The organism is Streptomyces antioxidans (genome assembly GCF_000968685.2).
Classification (GTDB): Bacteria; Actinomycetota; Actinomycetes; order Streptomycetales; family Streptomycetaceae; genus Streptomyces; species Streptomyces antioxidans.
The window spans coordinates 15,117-35,172 of record NZ_LAKD02000054.1 but is presented as its reverse complement, the minus strand read 5'-3'; the positions used below and the strand labels follow the sequence as shown (position 1 = coordinate 35,172).

The window sequence follows — 20,056 nt, the reverse complement described above, 5'->3', positions numbered from 1 at the left end:
TGGGCACAACCCACCCACCGGGCGGCACTCGCCAACGAAACCCCGTCGTTCCACGACATGTGGCGCGACCTGGCCCCCATCGGCCGCAACACAACGACGAACGGCTACCGCCGCTACGCCTGGACGGAAGCCGACACGGACTGCCGAGCCTGGTTCAAGGCACAGACAGAAACCCGCGGCCTCACCTACGACGTGGACCGCAACGGCAACCAATGGGCCTGGCTGGGCGACCCCACCGCAGGAGACGCCGTCGTCACCGGCTCCCACCTCGACTCCGTCCCCGACGGCGGCGCCTTCGACGGCCCGCTGGGCGTCGTCTCCTCCTTCGCCGCCCTCGACGAGCTACGGGCACGGGGCGCCCACCCCGCCAAACCGCTCGCCATCGTCAACTTCGGCGACGAGGAGGGCGCCCGCTTCGGCCTGGCCTGCGTCGGCTCCCGGCTGACGAGCGGGCAGCTCAGCGTCGCGCAGGCGCATGAGCTGCGCGACGCGGACGGGGTGAGCCTCCCCCGGGCGATGGAGCGTGCCGGTTACGACCCGGACGTCCTCGGCCCCGACCCGGAGCGGCTGGCCCGCATCGGCGCGTTCGTCGAGCTGCACATCGAGCAGGGGCGCGCCCTCGCGGACACCGACGACCCCGTGGGCGTCGCCTCCGCGATCTGGCCGCACGGCCGCTGGCGGTTCGACTTCCACGGCGAGGCCAACCACGCCGGGACGACCCGGATCGAGGACCGCCGCGATCCGATGCTCACCTACGCCAACACCGTCCTCGCCGCCCGTAAGAAGGCGAAGCTCGCGGGGGCACTGGCGACCTTCGGCAAGGTCAGCGTCGAGCCCAACGGGGTCAACGCGATCGCGAGCCTGGTTCGCGGCTGGCTGGACTCGCGCGCGGCCGACGAGGAGACGCTGGCCTCCGTGGTCGGCGAGATCGAGCGCGCCGCGGTCGAGCGCGGCCAGCGGGACGGGGTGGACGTCCGGGTCACCCGGGAGTCCTTCACCCCGGTCGTCGAGTTCGCCCACGGCCTGCGTGACCGGCTCTCGGGCCTGCTCGGCGGGGTCCCGGTCCTCCCCACCGGGGCCGGGCACGACGCCGGTATTTTGTCCGCGTCCGTTCCGACGGCCATGCTGTTTGTAAGGAACCCCACCGGCGTCTCGCATTCACCCGCGGAGACGGCGGGCGAGGACGACTGCCTCGCCGGTGTGGCCGCACTCGCGGAGGTACTGGAGGGTCTGGCGTGTCACTGACGGCGCAGACGTACTGGGCGGAGCACGCCTGGGTGAACGGAAGCGTACGGCCGGACGTGGTGATCGTGGCCGCGGCCAATGGGCGGATCACGGCGGTGGTGCCCGAGAGCCCGCGCCCGCCCGCCGGGTCCGTCACCCTCCGCGGGCTGACGCTGCCCGGCCTGGCCAACGCCCACAGCCACGCCTTCCACCGGGCCCTGCGCGGAATCGTCCAGGCGGACGGCAGAGCGAACGGCGCCCCGGACGGCGAGCCGGGAGCGGAGCCGGGAGCCGAAACAGGAGCCGGGCCGGGAGCAGAGGCGGAGGCCGAGGCGAACGGCGCCCGGACCGCCCCGCAGCGCAAGCGCGGCGCACCGGACTCCTTCTGGACCTGGCGCGAGGTGATGTACGGGGTCGCCGACCGGCTGACCCCGGACAGCTACTTCGAGCTGGCCCGTGCCGTCTACGCCGAGATGGCCATGGCGGGGATCACCTGCGTCGGGGAGTTCCACTACCTCCACCACGCGCCCGGCGGCGCCCGCTACGGCAACCCCAACGCGATGGGGGAGGCCCTGATCGCGGCCGCGGCCGAGGCCGGGATCCGGATCACCCTGCTCGACACCTGCTATCTCTCCTCCGGTTTCGGGGCCGAGCCCAACGGGCACCAGCTGCGCTTCTGCGACGGCACGGCCGAAGCCTGGGCCGAGCGGGTCTCCGGGCTGAAGCCCGACGCCAACACCCGCATCGGCGCGGCGATCCACTCGGTGCGGGCCGTCCCCGTCGACCAGCTGGCGACCGTGTCCGGCTGGGCCGGCGAGCACACGGCGCCCCTGCACGTCCACCTCTCCGAGCAGACGGCCGAGAACGACGCCTGCGTGGAGGCACACGGCTTCACCCCCACCCGGCTGCTCGCCGACCACGGGGTGCTGGGCCCGCGCACCACCGCCGTGCACGCCACCCATCTCACCCCGGGCGACATCCGGCTGCTGGGCCACGCCGCCACCGGCGTCTGTATGTGCCCGACCACCGAACGTGACCTCGCCGACGGGATCGGCCCGGCCGCCGAGCTGCAGAGCGCGGGCTCACCGCTCTCGCTGGGCAGCGACAGCCATGCCGTGATCGACATCCTGGAGGAGGCCCGCGCCATGGAGCTCGACGAACGGCTGCGCACCCGCGCCCGCGGCCACTGGACCGCGACCCAGCTGCTGCGGGCCGCCACCGCGGACGGTCATGCGGCGCTCGGCTGGGGCGCGGAGGCGGGCCGGATCGAGGTGGGGGCGCTCGCTGACCTCACCACGATCGCGCTGGACTCGGTGCGCACCGCGGGGCCGCCGCCCCGGCTGGGCGCGGAGACCGCCGTATTCGCGGCGACCAGCGCGGATGTCCGGCACACCGTGGTCGGCGGCCGCCATGTCGTACGGGACGGCGCCCATCAGCTCGTGCCGCGCGTGCCCCAAGCGCTGGCCGAGGCCATCGAAGCCCTGCACGGACCGTGACCCGGCCGCTACCGGCACGGCCGACCAAGGAGAGCACCCCCACGATGACGACCGCGACGAACGCGACCACCGCGCCGCCCACGACGACGGCCATCACCGGCATCGCCACTCTGGTCACCAATGACCCCTCCCTCGGTGAAGGCCCCCTCGGTCTGATCCAGGACGCGGCCGTCGTCATCGACGGCGACCGCATCGCCTGGGTCGGTGAGTCCAGCAAAGCACCCGCCACTGACAATCGGGTCGACGCCGGTGGCCGGGCCGCCATTCCGGGCTTTGTGGACTCCCACTCCCATCTGGTCTTCGCGGGCGACCGGACCGAGGAGTTCAACGCCCGTATGTCCGGCCGCCCCTACAGCGCCGGCGGGATCCGCACCACCGTGGCCGCCACCCGCGCCGCCTCGAACAACGTGCTGCACGCCAACGTCGGCCGCTATGTGGCCGAGGCGCGCCGCCAGGGCACCACCACCGTCGAGATCAAGTCCGGCTACGGGCTGACCTCGCAGGACGAGGCCCGCGCCCTGACCATCGCCGGGGCCCACACCGACGAGGTGACCTTCCTCGGGGCGCATATCGTCGCCCCCGAGTTCGCCGACGACCCGGCCGGGTACGTGGATCTGGTCACCGGCCCGATGCTGGACGCCTGCGCCCCCCACGCCCGCTGGATCGATGTCTTCTGCGAGCGGGGCGCCTTCGACGGCGACCAGGCCCGCGCAGTCCTGACCGCGGGCAAGGAGCGCGGGCTGATCCCGCGGGTTCACGCCAACCAACTCTCCTACGGCCCCGGGGTGCGGCTGGCGGTGGAGCTGGGCGCCGCCTCCGCCGACCACTGCACCCATCTGACCGAGGAGGACGTCGACGCGCTGGCCCAGGGCGAGACGGTGGCCACCCTGCTCCCCGGGGCGGAGTTCTCCACCCGCTCGACCTATCCGGACGCGCGCCGGCTGCTCGACGCGGGCGTCACGGTCGCCCTGTCCCCGGACTGCAACCCGGGCTCGTCCTTCACCAGCTCCATGCCGTTCTGCGTCGCCCTGGCCGTACGGGAGATGGGGATGACGCCGGACGAGGCGGTGTGGGCCGCCACGGCCGGTGGGGCGCGGGCCCTGCGCCGTACCGATGTGGGCCGGGTGAACCCGGGCGCCCGCGCCGATCTGGCGCTGCTGGACGCCCCGTCCCATGTGCACCTCGCCTACCGCCCCGGCGTGCCCCTGGTCTCGGCGGTCTGGCACGAGGGCACCCTGATCTGACGGCACGGCACGGCACGGCACGGCACGGCACGGCACGCCGCGCCACGGCACGGCGGGAAGCACGGATAAGGGCCCGTCCCGGGTGATCCGGGGGCGGGCCCTTATTCGTCTGCGGAGGCGTCACTCCTCGATCATCAGACCCTTACGGAGCCGACGGAGGGTGCGCGACAGCAGCCGCGAGACATGCATCTGGGAGATGCCCAGCTCCTCACCGATCTCCGACTGCGTCATATTGGCCACGAAGCGCAGGGAGAGGATCTTCCGGTCGCGGGCGGGCAGATCGGCGATCAGCGGCTTCAAGGACTCGACGTACTCGATGCCTTCGAGCCCGTGGTCCTCGTATCCGATCCGGTCCGCCAGCGCGCCCTCGGAGTCGTCCTCCTCCGGCTGGGCGTCCAGCGAGCTCGCGGTGTACGCGTTGCTCGCGGCCATGCCCTCGATGACCTCGCCCGGGCTGATGTCCAGCCGCTCGGCCAACTCGCCGACGGTGGGGGCGCGGTCGAGCCTCTGGGCCAGTTCGTCCCCGGCCTTGGCCAGGTCGAGACGGAGCTCCTGGAGGCGCCGCGGCACGCGCACCGACCAACTGGTGTCGCGGAAGAAGCGCTTGATCTCACCGACGATCGTCGGCATCGCGAAGGTCGGGAACTCCACGCCCCGGCCCGGCTCGAAGCGGTCGATCGCCTTGATCAGGCCGATGGTGCCGACCTGGACGATGTCCTCCATCGGCTCGCTGCGGGAGCGGAACCGAGAGGCGGCGAACTTGACCAGCGCCAAGTTGAGCTCGACCAGGGTGTTACGCACATAGGCGTACTCGTGGGTGCCTTCCTCCAGCACCTCGAGACGTTCGAAGAGGGTCTTCGACAGAGCCCTCGCGTCCACCGGTGCTACCGTGTCATACGGCGGGATTTCCGGCAGATCGGACAATTCCGGCAATTCATCAAAGAGAAGGCCAACGGCCGCCGGGGCGTCAACGTCGGGCGTGAACTGCTCGGGCAGGGGGGCCGACGAAACGGTGGTCCGAGTACTCCCCGAGGGTTCGGTCCGCGTGTCGTCGAGGCGGGGTGACATAGTCTCCTCCATCGTTCTTCGGCATATGGCTGCCGGTGCCATAACGTGCTGCTCCGGTGAGCGGCGCCTCCAAAGCCGGGCCGTAAGCGGGTGTGACCCTCTAGGCCTACCTGCATCGGCCACCAAGTGGCAAGTCCACGTTGTCCATATTTGCCGAACTATGCGAAATGTTCGGCTACCGGGGCAGCGGGTAGAAGGCGTAGGGTTCGATGCGCGCAATCGAAAGCAACGAGACGCCAGAAGAGGTGCGCAGATGGACCGCGGGATGGTCGGCAGCGCCAGCAAGGGCCGGCTTCAGGTCGAGGTTCGGCACCACGGGGCGAGTGCGGTCGTCACGCCGGTGGGTGAGCTGGATCACCACACGGCCGAGGTGCTGCGCGAGCCGCTGGAGAAATGCGTGGAGGGGGGACGTGCCCGGCTGGTGGTGGACTGCTCGAAGCTGGAGTTCTGCGACTCCACCGGGCTCAATGTCCTCCTCGGCGCGCGGCTCAAGGCCGAGGCCGAAGGCGGCGGCGTCCACCTGGCCGGAATGCTGCCGATCGTTGCCCGGGTGTTCGAGATCACGGGTGCGGACGCCGTCTTCACCGTGCATGACTCTCTTCACGCCGCCCTTGTCGAGTGATGTAGATCACTCCTGTTTCCGGCGTGTCATCGATGGGTCATCGATGCGTTGCGCGCGTCACATCGGTGGGGCGGAAGTAGTGGGTGTTCTCACGCTATGGCCGGGCAGGAGACAGGCTGAAACTGTTGAAGAGATCAGGTATCCCTTGTCCCTGAATCGGTGAATCGGTGAGGTGAAGCGCTGATGAGCACCACCCGGCCGTACCCGCCGGGCGACCGCGGCCCGGACCCGGACGGCCCCGCGGCTTCGGCCTCCCCACCGGCGCCCCCGACGGCCGGCCCCCTCCGTCAGATCCGCAGGCTCCATCTGATCGGTGCCAGCGGTGCGGTGCCGCGCGCCCGCGACTTCACACGCGAGGCGCTGCGCGACTGGGGGTGGCTTCCGGCGGCGACCGCCGACCGCCGCGCCGCCGCCGAGGATGTGCTGCTCGTCGTCTCCGAACTCGTCACCAACGCCTGTCTGCACGCCGACGGCCCCGAGGAGCTGCGCGTCAGCTGCACCGCCAAAGTGCTCCGTCTCGAGGTCGTGGACCTCGGCACCGGTACGCCCGCTCCCCGCACCCCGCACCGCGCCGGACGCCCCGGCGGCCACGGCATGTTTATCGTCCAGCGGCTCTGCCTGGACTGGGGGGTCGTGCGGAACGTGGAGGGGACCGGCAAGACGGTCTGGGCCGAGCTGGCCGCGCCGGGCTGAAGAGCACGGCTCCGGCGCCACGATTCCGCTTTCCCGCACCCTTCCCCCCGCTTTCCCTCACCCTTTCCCCGACTGCTCCCCGGCCTCCCTCCGTCCCCACGCCGATCCGGCGTGCTCTTTGTCTTCCCTTGACAAGGTCCCCGGCGTACCGTCAGCGCCCAATCTGATGTGCCGTCAGTTACATCCGGCTGCGGCGCTTGACGAGAGGGGATCTCGTGGTGTCCCACAACCAACGCCGCCCGGCCGGCCGTGGCGGCGCCCTCACGCTCGCGGCGGCCCTGGCCGGCTCCGTGGTACTCCTCACCGCCCCGGCCGCGCACGCCGACACCGTGGACGTCGACTACCAGTGCAAGACGCCGATCGGCGACAAGAGCGCCGTATCGCCCATCGACATCAAGAGCGTCGCGAGCGGCGGCTCCTACAAGCTCACGATGTCCTTCCAGAAGGGCGTCTCCTCCAGCCCCGTCGAGCTCGGCAAGGGCGCCATGCACCCCAGCGCGCTCATCAAACTGGGCGGAGCGGAGAGCGGCACGGTATCGGTGTCGGGCCCCGCCAACGCCAAGGCCATCCCCGCCAACAGCCCGATCAAGATCAGTGACCTGTCGGGCACCTACACCCCCAAGAAGAGCGGAAAGGTCACCTTCACCGCCTCCACCCTCACCATCAAGGCACTGGGTACGACCACGACCTGTACGCCAGGCAACGATCCCAAGCCCTCGCTGACGCTGGACGTCAAGGCCGCGGGCGGCGGCGGAGACTCCGGCTCCACCGGCGGAACGGGTGGTACGGGCGGCGCGGGCACGGGCGGCTCGGACGGCTCCGGCGGTGCGCAGGGCGGCTCAGGCAACGACCAGCTGCCGCAGACCGGACCGACGGACTCCGCCGTCGCGCTCGGCACCCTCGGCGGCACGGTGCTGCTCGCCGGAGTGGCCGGAGCGCTCTGGCTGACCCGCCGTCAGCGTCCCACGCCCTGACGCGCACGGCAGCCGAGGAGCCGCCGATGCCGTCGCGTATCCGTGCAGCGGTCCATGCCGCGATCCACCCGGCCGTACCGGTAGCCCTGCGCCCGGCCGCCCGGGTAGCCGTTCGTGCCTGTGTCTCGGCCCTGCTGGCCGTGTCCCTGGTGGGCCCCATGCCGTGGGGCTCCGCGGCCGCTGCCGACGGGCCCGACTGGTCGGCGGCGCCCGCCGCCGGGGGCGGCGGCACACCGGGTGCGGGCGACCGGCCGTACGTCTACCTCGAAGGCGAACCCGGTGCCGTCCTCGAGGACAGGCTCTCGGTCACCAACCGCAGCGAGCACCCCCGAACCGTCAAGCTGCGCGGTGGCGACGGCGGCGCCCGGATCGCGCTGGCCGAGCGGCGGGTGACGGTGCCGCCCCGCACCCGCGCCGACGTCCCCTTCACCGTCACCGTCCCCTCGGACGCGGTGCCCGGTGAGCACCCCGGCGCGGTCATGGTCTCCTCCGGAGTCCGGGAGGTGGCGGTCCGGCTGCGGCTGCGGATCAGCGGCGCGACGCTGTCCGCCCTCTCCGTCGAGGACGTGACGGTCCGGGACCACGGCGGCGGGGCGGCCATCCACTACGCCCTCGTCAACCGCGGCAACACCGTGCTCACCCCACGGCTGGCCGTACGCGCCGACGGGCTCTTCGGCCAGGTGCTGCGCCGGGCTCCCCGCACCCTGCCGGTCGAGCTGCCGCCCGGCGAGCGGGTCCGGCTCACCGAGAGCTGGCCGGACCCGCCCGTACTCGACTCGGTGGACCTCACGCTCACCGTCACCGCGGGCGGGGGAGCGCACGCCACGGCGACCGCCGGTTACACGGCCGTCCCCTGGTGGCTGCTCGCATCCGTGGCGACGGCCTCAGTGGGCGCCGGGGGAGGCGTCTGGCTCCTGCGCGTACGCCGCCCCCGACGCCGCACCCCGCGACCGCAGCCACAGCACCAGCCGGAACCGCAACAGCAGGAACCGCAGCCGCAGCAGGAGCCGCAGCCGCAGCAGGAGCCGCAGCCGCAGCAGGAACCGCAGCCGCAGCAGGAGCCGCAGCCGCAGCCGCGGCGCACAGGGGCAGGAGCGACCACGTGAACGCACGTCGACACCCAGCCACCCCGGCCCGGCCCTCCGCCGTGCTCACCGTGCTCGCCCTGGTCCTCCTCACCCTCGGCGCGCCCCTTACGGTCGGCGCCACGGCGGCCGAGGGCCCGACCGCGAAGGTCTCCGAGGCCGAGGCGGGCACGGGCGGCACGGTCACCGTGACCGGCGCCCACTGGCGGCCGCGTGCCCTGCTCACCCTGCTCATCTGTGGACAGAACATGATCGGCGGCACCAACTCCTGCGCCAACGGCGACGGGAGGGCGGTCACCGTCGGCGCGGACGGCACCTTCACCAAGGAGCTGCCGGTGGCCGAACCGCCCAAACCCTGTCCCTGTGTCATCCATATAGCGACCGTCACCGGCGAAGCCGCCGCCGCGGACGTGACGTTCAAAGTCGCCGGACACCCGGTCGCGCCGCTGCCGAAGGAGCGGACCGGGGGTGAGCGGCTGAGCGTGCTCTCGGCCCGGCTCGACGGTTCCAGCGGGCTGCTGACCTGGTTCGGCGCTCCGCCCAGGCGACAGCTCGTGGTCACCGTCGGCAATCTCGGCTCGACCCCGGCCCGCGACCCGGTCTTCGAGGTGGGCACCTCGCACGGCGTCTTCGCCCCCTCCTGGGAGGAGCAGCGCTGGCGGGGGACGATACAGCCGGGAAAGAAGGCGCAGGTCAAACTGGACGTCGAACTGTCCGCCGGAGCCCATGGCGACTATCGGGTCGCACTGCGCTACGGCCACAAGCTGCTCGTCGAACAGCCGTGGGCGGTGGGACGGCCCTGGGGCGTCACCCTCTTCTGGGTGCTGCTGTGCGTGGTGGTCTCGGCGACGGTCTTCCGTATCGGCATGGCCGTCGTGGACAAGGTGCGGCCCCGTACGGCCCGGGCCGTACCACTACCGCCTCCGCCCGCGCCCCCGCTTTCGCCGCCGCCGTCCGGACCGGCCGCGGCGGACGGCGGGCCCCCGGCGTTGCCCTGGTTCACCCCGGACACCGCGCCGGGGACCCGGCCGCACCACCAGATGTCCGCACCGACCGAGGAGATCCGACCGACCCCGAAAGGAACCACGTGAGATGCGACCAAGAGTGAGTGCGGCGGCCGTCGCGCTGCTGCTCGGCGGTGCGGGCGTGCTGCTCGGCGCGGGCAGCGCGGCGGGCGCCGAGGTCTCGTACAAGACCGAGTGCTTACCGCCCCCCATCTCCGGTCTGCCCCCGGTGGAGGGCACCACGACCGTGGCCGTGACGGCACCGGAGACGGCGAAGGTCGGGGACGAGGTCGAGGTGGTGTGGAAGACGGTCCAGGCCGCCTCCAAGAACCCGCCCATCCTCGATCTGGAGGCCGACACCGTGCTGCCGACCGGCACCGTCACGGTGGGCGGCGCGCAGACCGGCGAACTGGCCGTGGAGGGGCCGCGGGAGAACCCGGCGATCCCCAAGGGCGGTGAGATGAAGCTCTCCGACATGAAGGGGAAGCTGAAGCTCACCAAGGCGGGAGAGGTGACGCTGACGCCCGGCGGCTACAACATCAACGTCAGCAAGCCGCTGCCCACGGACACCAAGTGCTCGGCCAAGGAGGACGTCAAGGCCGCCGCGACCATCAAGGTGACGGACGGCGACGGCGGTACGGGCGGCACCACGAGCGGGACGACGAGTGGCACCACGAGCGGGACCACCGGCGGCACCACCGGTGGCGGTGGCGGCGGTGGCGATGCGTACACCGGTAAGGAGGTCCAGGTCGCCTACGCCTGCAAGACCCCCATCGGCGACAAGAACGCGACCTCCCCGGTGCGCGTCAACGCCACCAAGAGCGGCGGGAACTTCGAGCTGACCGTGAAGTTCGGCAAGTCCGTGATGGACAGCCCGGCCGACATTCCCGCCGATTCGGTCAAGCCGTCGATGGCCGTCAAGGTCGGCGGCGCGGACAAGGGCACCGTGGCCGTGGCGGGGCCGACCAACAAGGAGCCCATCAAGTCCGGCGATCCGATCGAGATCCCCGACCTCACCGGCACCTACAAGCCGGGCGCGAGCGGCACGTCGACGCTCACCCCCGGCGTGCTGACGGTCAAGGCGCTCGGTACGACCACCACCTGCACCCCGTCCAAGGACCCCGGTGTCTCGCTGGAGCTGGACACCACCGGCCAGCCCGGCGGCACCACCGGCGGCGACGCGACGGGCGGCAGCGGCTCCGCGGGCGCCACCTCCGGCGGCGGTTCGGACAGCGGCGGCGGTACGGCCACCAGTGGCGGGCTCGCCGACACCGGTGCCAGTGACCACGGCGGGCTGAAGGCGCTCGCCCTGATCGCCGGTACCACCGTGCTGCTCGGCGGCGCGATCTTCACCCTCACCCCGTGGCGCAAGCTGCGCGGCACCACCCGCTGAACCCGTAAGAGCCCCGTACGGAACGGCGAGGGGCCCGGCGCGGAACTCCTCCGCGCCGGGCCCCTCGTGACCCTCTTAAGGATGTCAGTGACGTCCTTAAGGACGTCAGTGGACGTCGGCCATCAACGCCACGACCTTCTTCCGGTACATGAAGACCGCGAAACCCGCGAGCGCCGCCATTGTCGCCTCCAGCCCGATCACCCCGACCCCGCTCAGGTCGACCCCGGCGATGGACAGCAGGCCCGTGACGCAGTCGCCCGCGGTCACGGCCAGGAACCACACGCCCATCATCTGGCTGGCGTACTTCGCCGGTGCCATCTTGGTGGTCACCGACAGGCCGACCGGTGACAGGCACAGCTCACCCATCGTCTGGACCATGTAGATCGACACCAGCCACAGCGGGCTGACCTTGGTCCCGTCCTCGGCCATCCCCATCGGCACGACGAAGACGAAGAACGAGGCGCCGACCAGGACCAGGGCCATCGCGAACTTCAGCGTGGTGTTCGGCTCCCGGTCACGCCGCGCCAGCCACAGCCACAGCCAGGCGAAGACCGGCGCCAGCGCCATGATCAGCAGTGGGTTGACGGACTGGAACCACGAGGACGGGAAGTGCAGCCCGAAGATCGTGTCCGCGGTCTTGGAGTCGGCGAACGCCGACATCGTCGAACCGCCCTGGTCGTAGATCATCCAGAACACGGCGGCGGCCACGAAGAACCAGATGTAGCCGCTCACCTTGGTCTGCTCGACCGCCGAGAGCTCCCGGTCGCGCTTGATCCGGATCAGTACCCCGGTCGGGATGATCAGGCCCAGGATGGTGATCGGGACCAGCACCCAGTTGAGGGTCCAGCTGTCGCTGAGCACCACGCCGGTGTAGAAGACCGCGGCCACGATCAGCCAGATCATCGCCTTGCGCAGCCAGGAGCGGCGCTCCTCGGCCGCCAGCGGGGTGGGGATGACACTGCTCTCCGCGCTCAGGTGGCGGGTGCCGATCAGGAACTGGACCAGCCCCAGCGCCATGCCGAGTGCGGCGAGCGCGAAGCCGAGGTGCCAGTTGTACGACTGGCCGACCGTGCCGATCACCAGCGGAGCGGCGAAGGCACCGAGGTTGATGCCGATGTAGAAGATGGTGAAGCCGCCGTCCCGGCGCGGGTCCTGCGGACCGTCGTAGAGCTGGCCCACCATCGTCGAGATATTGGCCTTGATCAGGCCGGAGCCGAGCGCCACCAGGCCGAGACCGACGAAGAAGGTCGCCTGACCGGGGACGGAGAGCGCCAGATGGCCGGCCATGACGACGCCGGACGCGATCACCACCGTCTTGCGCGGGCCCCAGACCCGGTCGCCGAACCAGCCGCCGGGCATCGCCAGCAGATAGACCAGGGCCAGGTACACCGAGTAGATGGCCACCGCGTTGCCCTCGGTCATCCCGAGTCCGCCGCCCTGTCCGCCGTCCTTGGCGTCGGGGCCACCGGAGATCAGATAGACCACGAGCAGGGCCCGCATGCCGTAGAAGCTGAACCGCTCCCACATCTCGATCATGAAGAGAGTGGCCAGGCCGCGGGGGTGGCCGAAGAAGGTCTTGCCGCCGGCAGGGGTCCCCTGCGCGGTGGCGCCCTTCGTCAGGCTGGACGCCATGGTTGTTTCCTTGTGGGCTCAGGGAGCGCTGCCGGGCGGCCAGCGCCCTGTGGGGAGATGGCTGAGCGACTGAGCGCCGGATATGGGCCGGGCCGGTCGTGCCAACCTCGTCCCGCTCCGGACATGACAGAGACCTTTGGGTGCTCGTCGCCACCAAAGGTCCCGGAGGAGTGCTGCAGACGTTGTTTCACCATACGACACGTCCTCGACACTCTTGGAGACGGTGAGAGATACCTCACGGGCGGGGTGTGCGACGTTCCGTGCTCCGTCCGTCGCGCCGTACGCGCCCCGTGCTCCGACCTCAGCGGACTACCATCACCCCCATGACCCGAGTACTGCTCGCCGAGGATGACGCATCCATCTCGGAGCCGCTCGCCCGCGCCCTGCGCCGCGAGGGGTACGAGGTCGAGGTGCGTGAGGACGGACCCACCGCGCTCGACGCCGGTCTGCAGGGAGGCGTCGATCTGATCGTCCTCGACCTCGGCCTGCCCGGGATGGACGGGCTCGAGGTCTGTCGTCGGCTCCGTACGGAGGGCCATGGCTTTCCGGTGCTGGTGCTCACGGCCCGCGCGGACGAGGTGGACACGGTGGTCGGCCTGGACGCCGGTGCCGATGACTATGTGACCAAGCCGTTCCGGCTGGCCGAGCTGCTCGCCCGGGTCCGGGCGCTGCTGCGGCGCGGTGCCGTCGAGACGCAGCAACAGCAGCCGGCCACCCATGGGGTGCGGATCGACGTCGAGTCACACCGTGCCTGGATGGGCGACGAGGAGCTGCAGCTGACCGCCAAGGAGTTCGATCTGCTGCGGGTCCTGGTACGGGACGCCGGGCGGGTGGTCACCCGGGATCAGCTGATGCGCGAGGTGTGGGACACCACCTGGTGGTCCTCCACCAAGACCCTCGACATGCACATCTCCTGGCTGCGCAAGAAGCTCGGTGACGATGCGGCAAATCCCCGCTATATCGCCACCGTCCGCGGCGTCGGCTTCAGATTCGAGAAAAGCTGACCAGAGCTGACACGGTAGGGCAATGCGCCGTCGCTTGATCAACTCCACCCTGGCCGTGGTGCTCGTCGTCATCGCGGTCTTCGGTCTTTCGCTGGTCATCGTCGAGACGCGGACCATCGAGAACAGCGCCCAGGAGAGCGTGAGCTCCGACGCCGTGCGCCTGGTCAGCATCGTCGACAGCAGACTGCTGGGCGGCGAGGGGGTCACCCCCAGGGTGCTGCGCGAGCAGATCGAGTCCGGCCGCTACGCCGTGATCAGGATGCCCGACCACCGTACGGTGGAGATCGGCAAGCGGCCCAAGGGCAGTGTCATCTCCGCCGAGGAGGCGGGGGAGCAGGGCGAGGTCGTCCGGGTCGAGGCGTCCCGCTCCACGGTGAGCCGCGAGATCGGCCGCACCATGCTGATCATCCTGGCGGTGGCGCTGCTCGCCGTGCTCGCCGCGGTGGCCCTCGCGGTACGCCAGGCGCACCGGCTCTCCGCCCCGCTCACCGATCTCGCGGAGACCGCCGAGCGGCTGGGCTCCGGGGATCCCCGGCCGCGCCACCGGCGCTACGGGGTGCCGGAGCTGGACCGGGTGGCCGATGTCCTGGACGGGAGCGCCGAGCGCATCGCCCGGATGCTCACCGCCGAGCGGCGGCTGGCCGCCGACGCCTCCCACCAGCTCCGTACGCCGCTGACCGCGCTGTCGATGCGGCTGGAGGAGATCACGCTCACCGACGACCCGGAGACGGTCAAGGAGGAGGCGACGATCGCGCTGGGCCAGGTGGAGCGGCTCACCGATGTCGTCCAGCGACTGCTGACCAATTCGCGCGATCCGCGCAGCGGCTCCGCGGTCGCCTTCGACCTGGACGAGGTCGTCAAGCAGCAGATCGAGGAGTGGCGCCCGGCCTCGCGCAGCGAGGGCCGCGCCATCGTGCGCTCGGGCAAGAAGGGGCTGCGCGCGGTGGGCACCCCGGGCGCGGTCGCGCAGGTGCTGGCCACGCTGATCGAGAACTCGCTGATGCACGGTGACGGCACGGTCGCGCTGCGTACGCGCGTCACCGGCAACCAGGCCGTGGTGGAGGTCTCCGACGAGGGGCCGGGGGTGTCGCCGGACCTGGGGGCGCGGGTCTTCGAGCGGACGGTGAGCGGACGCAACTCGACGGGGCTCGGGCTCGCCGTGGCGCGGGACCTGGCGGAGGCGGACGGCGGGCGGCTGGAGCTGCTCCAGCAGCATCCGCCGGTGTTCGCGCTCTTCCTCAGCCGGGAGGCCGAGGAATCCTCGGCCTCGTCCTGAACGGGCCGGGCGAGGAGAGCACCGCTACTTCCGGACCGTCTGTTTCCGGGTGGCCTGGGCGGGTGGCGCCTCGGACAGGAAGGCCTCCGCGCACTCGACGGCCTCCCGCGCGGGCAGCGTCCGGAACACCCAGGTCCGGTACGACCAGAAGCGGAAGAGGGTGCCCAGGCCGATGCCGAGGAACTTGAACATATTGCTCTGGAGTGAGCTGTCCCACCCGAAGCCATAGGTGGCGGTGTAGAGCACACCGTTCTCGATGATCAGGCCGATGGCGCTGAACAGCAGAAAGAGGCTGAGCTCCTTGGTGCGGCCCTGCTTGTCGCGGTCCCGGTAGGTGAAGTACCGATACCCCAGGTAGTTGAAGCCGGTGGCGACCACGGTGGCCACGATGCTGGCCCGCACCACGGGCAGTTCGGTGACCCCGCGCACCAGGTTGAACACCGCGAGATTGACGAAGACGCCGGCCCCGCCGACCACCCCGAACTTCGCGATCTCGCGGGTCAGTTGCCCCATCCGGGCACGCAGCCCACCGAGTGTGCTCCGTTCGCTCATGGTGATCGTTCAGCCCCGTCGTCGGCGTCATCAATCCCCCCATGCTAACCAGCGGTGGTGCCCCGCGCCCCACAGGCCGCGAGGCTGGGCCGGGCGGATTGTCTGGAGGTTCCTCCAACGCAGGTCAGGGCGGGTCAAGGGGGGAAGTTACTCTGGGAGGGTGACATTCCCGGTAGTCGGCATGGTCGGCGGCGGCCAGCTCGCCCGTATGACCCATGAGGCGGGCATCCCCCTCGGTATCAGGTTCAAGCTGCTCAGTGACACCCCCCAGGACTCGGCGGCCCAGGTGGTCAGCGATGTCGTCATCGGCGACTACCGAGACCTGGACACCCTTCGTGCTTTCGCACAGGGCTGTGCCGTGGTCACCTTCGACCACGAGCATGTCCCGGCCGAGCATCTGCGCGCCCTGGAGGCGGACGGCGTGGTCATCCGCCCCGGAGTCGAGGCGCTGCTGCACGCCCAGGACAAGGGCGTGATGCGCGAGCGGCTGCGTGCGGCCGGTGTGCCGTGCCCCCGCCACCGCATCGTGGCCGACCCCGAGGACGTCGCGCGCTTCGCGGCGGAGGGCGATGGATTCCCGGTCGTCCTCAAGACGGTGCGCGGCGGCTACGACGGCAAGGGCGTCTGGGTCGTCCGCGGCGTGGCGGAGGCGGCCGAGCCGTTCCGCGCGGGCGTGCCCGTCCTCGCCGAGGAGATGGTCGACTTCGCCCGCGAGCTCGCCGCCAATGTCGTACGGTCCCCGCACGGCCAGGCCGTCGCCTACCCCGTCGTGGAGTCGATCCAGGTGAACGGGGTCTGTGACACCGTGATCGCCCCCGCCCCCGGCCTCTCGGAGGAGCTGTCGGGCCGGGCGCAGGAGATGGCGCTGAAGATCGCCGCCGAGCTCGGGGTGGTCGGCCATCTCGCGGTCGAGCTTTTCGAGACCCGCGACGGCCGGCTGCTGGTCAACGAGCTGGCGATGCGCCCCCACAACTCGGGCCACTGGACCCAGGACGGCGCCGTCACCTCCCAGTTCGCCAACCACGTACGCGCCGTGCTCGACCTCCCGCTGGGCGACCCGCGCCCCCGCGCGCGGTGGACGGTGATGACCAATGTGCTCGGCGGTGACTACCCCGACATGTACGGGGCGTATCTGCACTGCATGGCGCGCGACCCGGGGCTCAAGATCCATATGTACGGCAAGGACGTGAAGCCCGGCCGCAAGGTCGGCCACGTCAACACCTACGGCGACGACCTGGCCGACGTCCGCGAGCGCGGTCGCCACGCCGCCGACTACCTCCGAGGGACCATCACCGAATGAGCGCTCCTGCGATCGGCATCGTCATGGGCTCCGACTCCGACTGGCCCGTCATGGAAGGAGCGGCGAAGGCCCTCGACGAGTTCGAGGTGCCGTACGAGGTGGATGTCGTCTCGGCCCACCGCATGCCGCGCGAGATGGTCGCCTACGGCGAGAACGCGGCGGACCGCGGCCTCAAGGCGATCATCGCGGGCGCGGGCGGCGCCGCCCACCTCCCGGGCATGCTCGCGTCCGTCACCCCGCTGCCGGTCATCGGGGTGCCCGTACCGCTGAAGTACCTCGACGGCATGGACTCCCTGCTGTCGATCGTCCAGATGCCCGCGGGGGTCCCGGTGGCCACCGTCTCCGTGGCCGGAGCCCGCAACGCGGGCCTGCTCGCCGCCCGCATCCTGGCCGCCCACGACGCCGAACTCCGCTCCCGGATGCGCGAGTTCCAGAACGAGCTCAACGCCCAGGCCACGGAGAAGGGCAAGCGGCTGCGCGCGAAGGTGAACCATTCCAGCCCCTCCGGCGTTTGAGGAGCGGGGGGTCTGGGGGCGGAGCCCCCAGTTTCGGGAAGGGGCGGGGTGGGGCATAGCCCGCCGCAGGCGCCCCCCCACCCCACACCCGCCCACAACACACGCGTGACTTCGGCCGCACCCCAAGCGAGACTACGAGGATGACCGAACACCTCGCGCAAGCCCACGACCTGCTGGCCACCCACCCCATCGTGGACGGCCACAACGACTTCCCCTGGGCCCTGCGCGAGCAGGTCCGCTACGACCTCGACCAGCGCGACATGGCCGCCGACCTCACCGCCTACACCCACACCGACCTCCCCCGCCTCCGAGCGGGCGGCGTAGGCGCCCAGTTCTGGTCGGTGTTCGTCCGCTCGGACTTCCAGGGCGACACCGCGGTCAGCGCCACGCTCGAACAGATCGACGCCGTCCGCCGGTTCACCGACCGGTACGCGACCGACCTGCGCCCGGCCTTCACCGCCGACGACATGGAGGCGGCCCGGGCCGAGGGCCGGATCGCCTCCCTCATGGGCGCCGAGGGCGGCCACAGCATCAACTGCTCCCTGGCCACCCTGCGTGCCCTCTACGACCTCGGTGTGCGCTATATGACGCTCACCCACAACGACAACGTCCCCTGGGCCGACTCGGCGACCGACGAGCCGAAGGCACACGGCCTCACCCGCTTCGGCGAGGAGGTGGTGCGCGAGATGAACCGCCTGGGCATGCTCGTGGACCTCTCCCATGTCTCGGCCGACACCATGCGGGACGCGCTCCGGGTGTCCGAGGCGCCCGTGGTCTTCTCGCACTCCTCCGCGCGCGCCGTCTGTGACCATCCGCGCAACATCCCCGACGACGTGCTGGAGTCGCTGTCCGCCAACGGGGGCGTGGCGATGGCCACCTTCGTGCCGAAGTTCGTGCTGCCCGAGGCGGCCGCCTGGACCCGGGAGGCGGACGAGAACATGCGCGCCCACGGGCTGCATCCGCTGGAGACGACGCCCGCCGCGATGAAGGTGCAGCGCGCCTTCGCAGAGGCCAACCCGTGCCCCCCGGCCACCGTGTCGACCGTCGCCGACCACCTCGACCACATGCGCGAGGTGGCGGGCATCGACCACATCGGCATCGGCGGCGACTTCGACGGCACCGCCTTCACCCCCGAGGGCCTGGGCGATGTCGCGGGCTATCCGAACCTGGTGGCCGAGCTCCTCGACCGCCGCTGGTCACCGGCCGACCTGGCCAAGCTCACCTGGCAGAACGCGGTCCGTACGCTGCGCGGCGCAGAGGACGCGGCCCGTACGGCACGCGCCACACGCGGCCCGTCCATCGCGACGATCGACCAACTGGACGCCGCCGGGTAACCGAACGGCACCGCCGCCATCTGACGCCCCAACAGCCCCTTTAGCGGCCCAGGGTGCCTTTGCGATGCCTTGATGCATCGTTCATGTAATTCGCCTCTTCCCCGTTGCCTTGCGGACGAGACAGTCGAAGCGGTCTGCGGGCGAGCGCGGTGGGGTCGGGGCAGTCGATCGCGACAAGTTCCAGCTTGGCGGTGGCCATGGCTCCTCCTCGGGCCCCGCCCCGGGTTGACCGAACGGGGCCCGTCAAACAGGGAGCGTCACACAGGACCCGTCGAACAGGGGGCCCTACGGCGGTCTCACGCCATGGGGCGCCCGAGCGCCCGGTAGGTCCACCCGGCGTCGCGCCAGACGTCGGGGTCCAGTGCGTTGCGCCCGTCGAGGATGCGGCGCTCGGCGACGACCGTGCCGAGGAGCGCCGGGTCCAGCTCGCGGAACTCGCGCCACTCGGTGAGGTGCAGCACCGCATGGGCGCCCTCCGCCGCCGCGGCCGCGCTCGGGGCGTAGGCGAGGGTCGGGAAGAGGGCCCGGGCGTTCTCCATGCCCTTGGGGTCGAAGACGGTCACCTGGGCGCCCTGGAGCTGTATCTGACCGGCCACATTGAGCGCGGGGGAGTCCCGCACATCGTCGGAGTCCGGCTTGAAGGTCGCGCCGAGCACCGCGACCCGCTTGCCCAGGAAGGCGCCGCCGACCGCCTCGCGGGCCAGTTCGACCATATGGCCGCGGCGCCGCATGTTGATCGAGTCGACCTCGCGGAGGAAGGTCAGGGCCTGGTCGGAGCCCAGTTCACCGGCGCGCGCCATGAAGGCCCGGATGTCCTTCGGCAGACAGCCGCCGCCGAAACCGATCCCGGCCCGCAGGAACTTCTTGCCGATGCGTTCGTCGTAGCCGATGGCCTCGGCCAGCTTGACCACGTCGCCGCCCGCGGCCTCGCACACCTCGGCCATCGCGTTGATGAAGGAGATCTTGGTGGCCAGGAAGGAGTTGGCCGCGACCTTGACCAGCTCGGCGGTCGGGAAGTCGGTCACCACGAACGGCGAGCCCTCGCCGATCGGCGTCTGGTAGACCTCGCGGAGCAGCTTCTCGGCCCGGTCGCCCGCGACGCCGACCACGATCCGGTCCGGGTGGAGGGTGTCCTGGACGGCGAACCCCTCGCGCAGGAACTCCGGGTTCCAGGCCAGCTCCGCGTCCGCTCCCACCGGCGCCAGCTCGGCCAGCCGGGCGGCGAGCAGATCGGCGCTGCCGACCGGCACCGTGGACTTGCCCACGACCAGCGCGGGGCGGCGCAGATGCGGGGCCAGCGACTCCACCGCGGAGTTCACATGGCTCATGTCACAGGCGTACTCGCCGTGCTTCTGCGGGGTGTTCACACAGATGAAGTGGATGTCGCCGAACTCCCCGGCCTCCTCGTAGGAGGTGGTGAAGCGCAGCCGCCCGCTGGCCCCCTCGATCCCCGCGGTGTGGCGCCGCAGCAGCTCCTCCAGCCCGGGCTCGTACATCGGCACCCGGCCCTCGGTGAGCATCGCGATCTTCTCGGGCACGACATCGAGGCCCAGCACCTCGAAGCCGAGCTCCGCCATGGCCGCTGCGTGGGTGGCGCCGAGGTAGCCGGTGCCGATCACAGTGATCTTGAGGGCCATGCA

The 20,056-nt window shown here is 71.1% G+C and carries 19 protein-coding genes; 14 read left to right on the top strand and 5 right to left on the bottom strand.

The window, feature by feature from the left end; translation table 11 throughout:
- Positions 1-57: 57 nt before the first annotated feature.
- Genes VT50_RS21790 through hutI form a run of 3 tightly spaced genes read left to right on the top strand, consistent with a single transcriptional unit; the run spans position 58 to position 3,964 of the window.
- A complete protein-coding gene (locus VT50_RS21790; RefSeq protein ID WP_046085170.1) occupies positions 58-1,245 on the top strand; it encodes an allantoate amidohydrolase in 1,188 nt (395 codons plus the stop codon).
- Positions 1,236-2,720 (top strand): formimidoylglutamate deiminase, encoded by a 1,485-nt coding sequence (locus tag VT50_RS21785; protein ID WP_240529250.1) that lies wholly within the window; start codon positions 1,236-1,238, stop codon positions 2,718-2,720. Before VT50_RS21790 ends, VT50_RS21785 begins: the two co-directional genes overlap by 10 nt.
- Before the next feature lie 44 nt (positions 2,721-2,764).
- Entirely contained in the window at positions 2,765-3,964 is a 1,200-nt protein-coding gene (gene hutI / locus VT50_RS21780; RefSeq protein WP_046085171.1) for an imidazolonepropionase, read from the top strand.
- A 120-nt stretch (positions 3,965-4,084) separates the two neighbouring features.
- On the opposite strand, the gene VT50_RS21775 is transcribed toward hutI, so the two are convergent.
- On the bottom strand, positions 4,085-5,044 hold the full coding sequence (locus tag VT50_RS21775) for an RNA polymerase sigma factor SigF (protein ID WP_075200294.1): 960 nt from the start codon (positions 5,042-5,044) through the stop codon (positions 4,085-4,087).
- 241 nt (positions 5,045-5,285) lie between these two features.
- Between VT50_RS21775 and VT50_RS21770 the strand changes: the two genes are divergently transcribed.
- From VT50_RS21770 to VT50_RS21745, 6 genes are all read left to right on the top strand, one after another.
- Positions 5,286-5,654, top strand: a complete 369-nt coding sequence (locus tag VT50_RS21770) for an STAS domain-containing protein (protein WP_046085173.1) — start codon at positions 5,286-5,288, stop codon at positions 5,652-5,654.
- Between the two features lie 183 nt (positions 5,655-5,837).
- Positions 5,838-6,347, top strand: a complete 510-nt coding sequence (locus VT50_RS21765; protein WP_046085174.1) for an ATP-binding protein — start codon at positions 5,838-5,840, stop codon at positions 6,345-6,347.
- Positions 6,348-6,562: 215 nt separating this feature from the next.
- Positions 6,563-7,321: an LPXTG cell wall anchor domain-containing protein gene (locus tag VT50_RS21760; protein ID WP_078840611.1), complete on the top strand. Its 759-nt coding sequence runs from the start codon at positions 6,563-6,565 to the stop codon at positions 7,319-7,321.
- Between the two features lie 26 nt (positions 7,322-7,347).
- Positions 7,348-8,427 carry a COG1470 family protein gene (locus VT50_RS21755; protein ID WP_240529249.1) on the top strand — a complete coding sequence of 360 codons (1,080 nt, stop codon included), beginning with the start codon at positions 7,348-7,350 and terminating at the stop codon, positions 8,425-8,427.
- Positions 8,424-9,497, top strand: coding sequence for a hypothetical protein (locus VT50_RS21750; protein ID WP_046085175.1), 1,074 nt, complete (start codon positions 8,424-8,426; stop codon positions 9,495-9,497). Before VT50_RS21755 ends, VT50_RS21750 begins: the two co-directional genes overlap by 4 nt.
- Before the next feature lies 1 nt (position 9,498).
- Entirely contained in the window at positions 9,499-10,803 is a 1,305-nt protein-coding gene (locus tag VT50_RS21745) for a hypothetical protein (RefSeq protein ID WP_046085176.1), read from the top strand.
- Between the two features lie 105 nt (positions 10,804-10,908).
- On the opposite strand, the gene VT50_RS21740 is transcribed toward VT50_RS21745, so the two are convergent.
- Positions 10,909-12,435, bottom strand: coding sequence for a peptide MFS transporter (locus VT50_RS21740; RefSeq protein ID WP_046085177.1), 1,527 nt, complete (start codon positions 12,433-12,435; stop codon positions 10,909-10,911).
- A 323-nt stretch (positions 12,436-12,758) separates the two neighbouring features.
- On the opposite strand from VT50_RS21740, the gene VT50_RS21735 reads away from it, so the two are divergent.
- Entirely contained in the window at positions 12,759-13,439 is a 681-nt protein-coding gene (locus VT50_RS21735; RefSeq protein ID WP_020870789.1) for a response regulator transcription factor, read from the top strand.
- 22 nt (positions 13,440-13,461) lie between these two features.
- Positions 13,462-14,715, top strand: a complete 1,254-nt coding sequence (locus VT50_RS21730; RefSeq protein ID WP_046085178.1) for an ATP-binding protein — start codon at positions 13,462-13,464, stop codon at positions 14,713-14,715.
- 24 nt (positions 14,716-14,739) lie between these two features.
- Here the strand turns inward: VT50_RS21730 and VT50_RS21725 are convergent, their stop codons facing one another.
- Positions 14,740-15,267, bottom strand: a complete 528-nt coding sequence (locus VT50_RS21725) for a GtrA family protein (RefSeq protein ID WP_046085179.1) — start codon at positions 15,265-15,267, stop codon at positions 14,740-14,742.
- Positions 15,268-15,427: 160 nt separating this feature from the next.
- Between VT50_RS21725 and VT50_RS21720 the strand changes: the two genes are divergently transcribed.
- The 3 genes from VT50_RS21720 (at position 15,428) to VT50_RS21710 (ending at position 18,416) form a co-directional block, all read left to right on the top strand.
- Entirely contained in the window at positions 15,428-16,567 is a 1,140-nt protein-coding gene (locus VT50_RS21720; RefSeq protein WP_075200295.1) for a 5-(carboxyamino)imidazole ribonucleotide synthase, read from the top strand.
- Complete coding sequence (purE, locus tag VT50_RS21715; RefSeq protein ID WP_046085181.1) at positions 16,564-17,082, top strand: 5-(carboxyamino)imidazole ribonucleotide mutase; 519 nt, start codon at positions 16,564-16,566, stop codon at positions 17,080-17,082. The genes VT50_RS21720 and purE overlap by 4 nt, the downstream gene beginning before the upstream one ends.
- A 140-nt stretch (positions 17,083-17,222) precedes the next feature.
- On the top strand, positions 17,223-18,416 hold the full coding sequence (locus VT50_RS21710; RefSeq protein ID WP_046085182.1) for a dipeptidase: 1,194 nt from the start codon (positions 17,223-17,225) through the stop codon (positions 18,414-18,416).
- A 40-nt stretch (positions 18,417-18,456) separates the two neighbouring features.
- On the opposite strand, the gene VT50_RS39345 is transcribed toward VT50_RS21710, so the two are convergent.
- Positions 18,457-18,615: a hypothetical protein gene (locus VT50_RS39345; protein WP_158083221.1), complete on the bottom strand. Its 159-nt coding sequence runs from the start codon at positions 18,613-18,615 to the stop codon at positions 18,457-18,459.
- A gap of 97 nt (positions 18,616-18,712) precedes the next feature.
- Positions 18,713-20,053 (bottom strand): UDP-glucose dehydrogenase family protein, encoded by a 1,341-nt coding sequence (locus VT50_RS21705; RefSeq protein WP_046085183.1) that lies wholly within the window; start codon positions 20,051-20,053, stop codon positions 18,713-18,715.
- Positions 20,054-20,056 lie beyond the last annotated feature (3 nt).

What these genes read in the sequence shown, in the direction of transcription:
- VT50_RS21790 (WP_046085170.1), top strand. Translation starts at nt 58, where the DNA reads ATGTGGCGCGACCTGGCCCCCATCGGCCGCAACACAACGACGAACGGC.
- hutI (WP_046085171.1), top strand. Translation starts at nt 2,765, where the DNA reads ATGACGACCGCGACGAACGCGACCACCGCGCCGCCCACGACGACGGCC.
- VT50_RS21775 (WP_075200294.1), bottom strand. Translation starts at nt 5,044, where the DNA reads ATGGAGGAGACTATGTCACCCCGCCTCGACGACACGCGGACCGAACCC.
- VT50_RS21770 (WP_046085173.1), top strand. Translation starts at nt 5,286, where the DNA reads ATGGACCGCGGGATGGTCGGCAGCGCCAGCAAGGGCCGGCTTCAGGTC.
- VT50_RS21765 (WP_046085174.1), top strand. Translation starts at nt 5,838, where the DNA reads ATGAGCACCACCCGGCCGTACCCGCCGGGCGACCGCGGCCCGGACCCG.
- VT50_RS21755 (WP_240529249.1), top strand. Translation starts at nt 7,348, where the DNA reads ATGCCGTCGCGTATCCGTGCAGCGGTCCATGCCGCGATCCACCCGGCC.
- VT50_RS21745 (WP_046085176.1), top strand. Translation starts at nt 9,499, where the DNA reads ATGCGACCAAGAGTGAGTGCGGCGGCCGTCGCGCTGCTGCTCGGCGGT.
- VT50_RS21740 (WP_046085177.1), bottom strand. Translation starts at nt 12,435, where the DNA reads ATGGCGTCCAGCCTGACGAAGGGCGCCACCGCGCAGGGGACCCCTGCC.
- VT50_RS21735 (WP_020870789.1), top strand. Translation starts at nt 12,759, where the DNA reads ATGACCCGAGTACTGCTCGCCGAGGATGACGCATCCATCTCGGAGCCG.
- VT50_RS21730 (WP_046085178.1), top strand. Translation starts at nt 13,462, where the DNA reads ATGCGCCGTCGCTTGATCAACTCCACCCTGGCCGTGGTGCTCGTCGTC.
- VT50_RS21725 (WP_046085179.1), bottom strand. Translation starts at nt 15,267, where the DNA reads ATGAGCGAACGGAGCACACTCGGTGGGCTGCGTGCCCGGATGGGGCAA.
- purE (WP_046085181.1), top strand. Translation starts at nt 16,564, where the DNA reads ATGAGCGCTCCTGCGATCGGCATCGTCATGGGCTCCGACTCCGACTGG.
- VT50_RS21710 (WP_046085182.1), top strand. Translation starts at nt 17,223, where the DNA reads ATGACCGAACACCTCGCGCAAGCCCACGACCTGCTGGCCACCCACCCC.
- VT50_RS39345 (WP_158083221.1), bottom strand. Translation starts at nt 18,615, where the DNA reads ATGGCCACCGCCAAGCTGGAACTTGTCGCGATCGACTGCCCCGACCCC.
- VT50_RS21705 (WP_046085183.1), bottom strand. Translation starts at nt 20,053, where the DNA reads ATGGCCCTCAAGATCACTGTGATCGGCACCGGCTACCTCGGCGCCACC.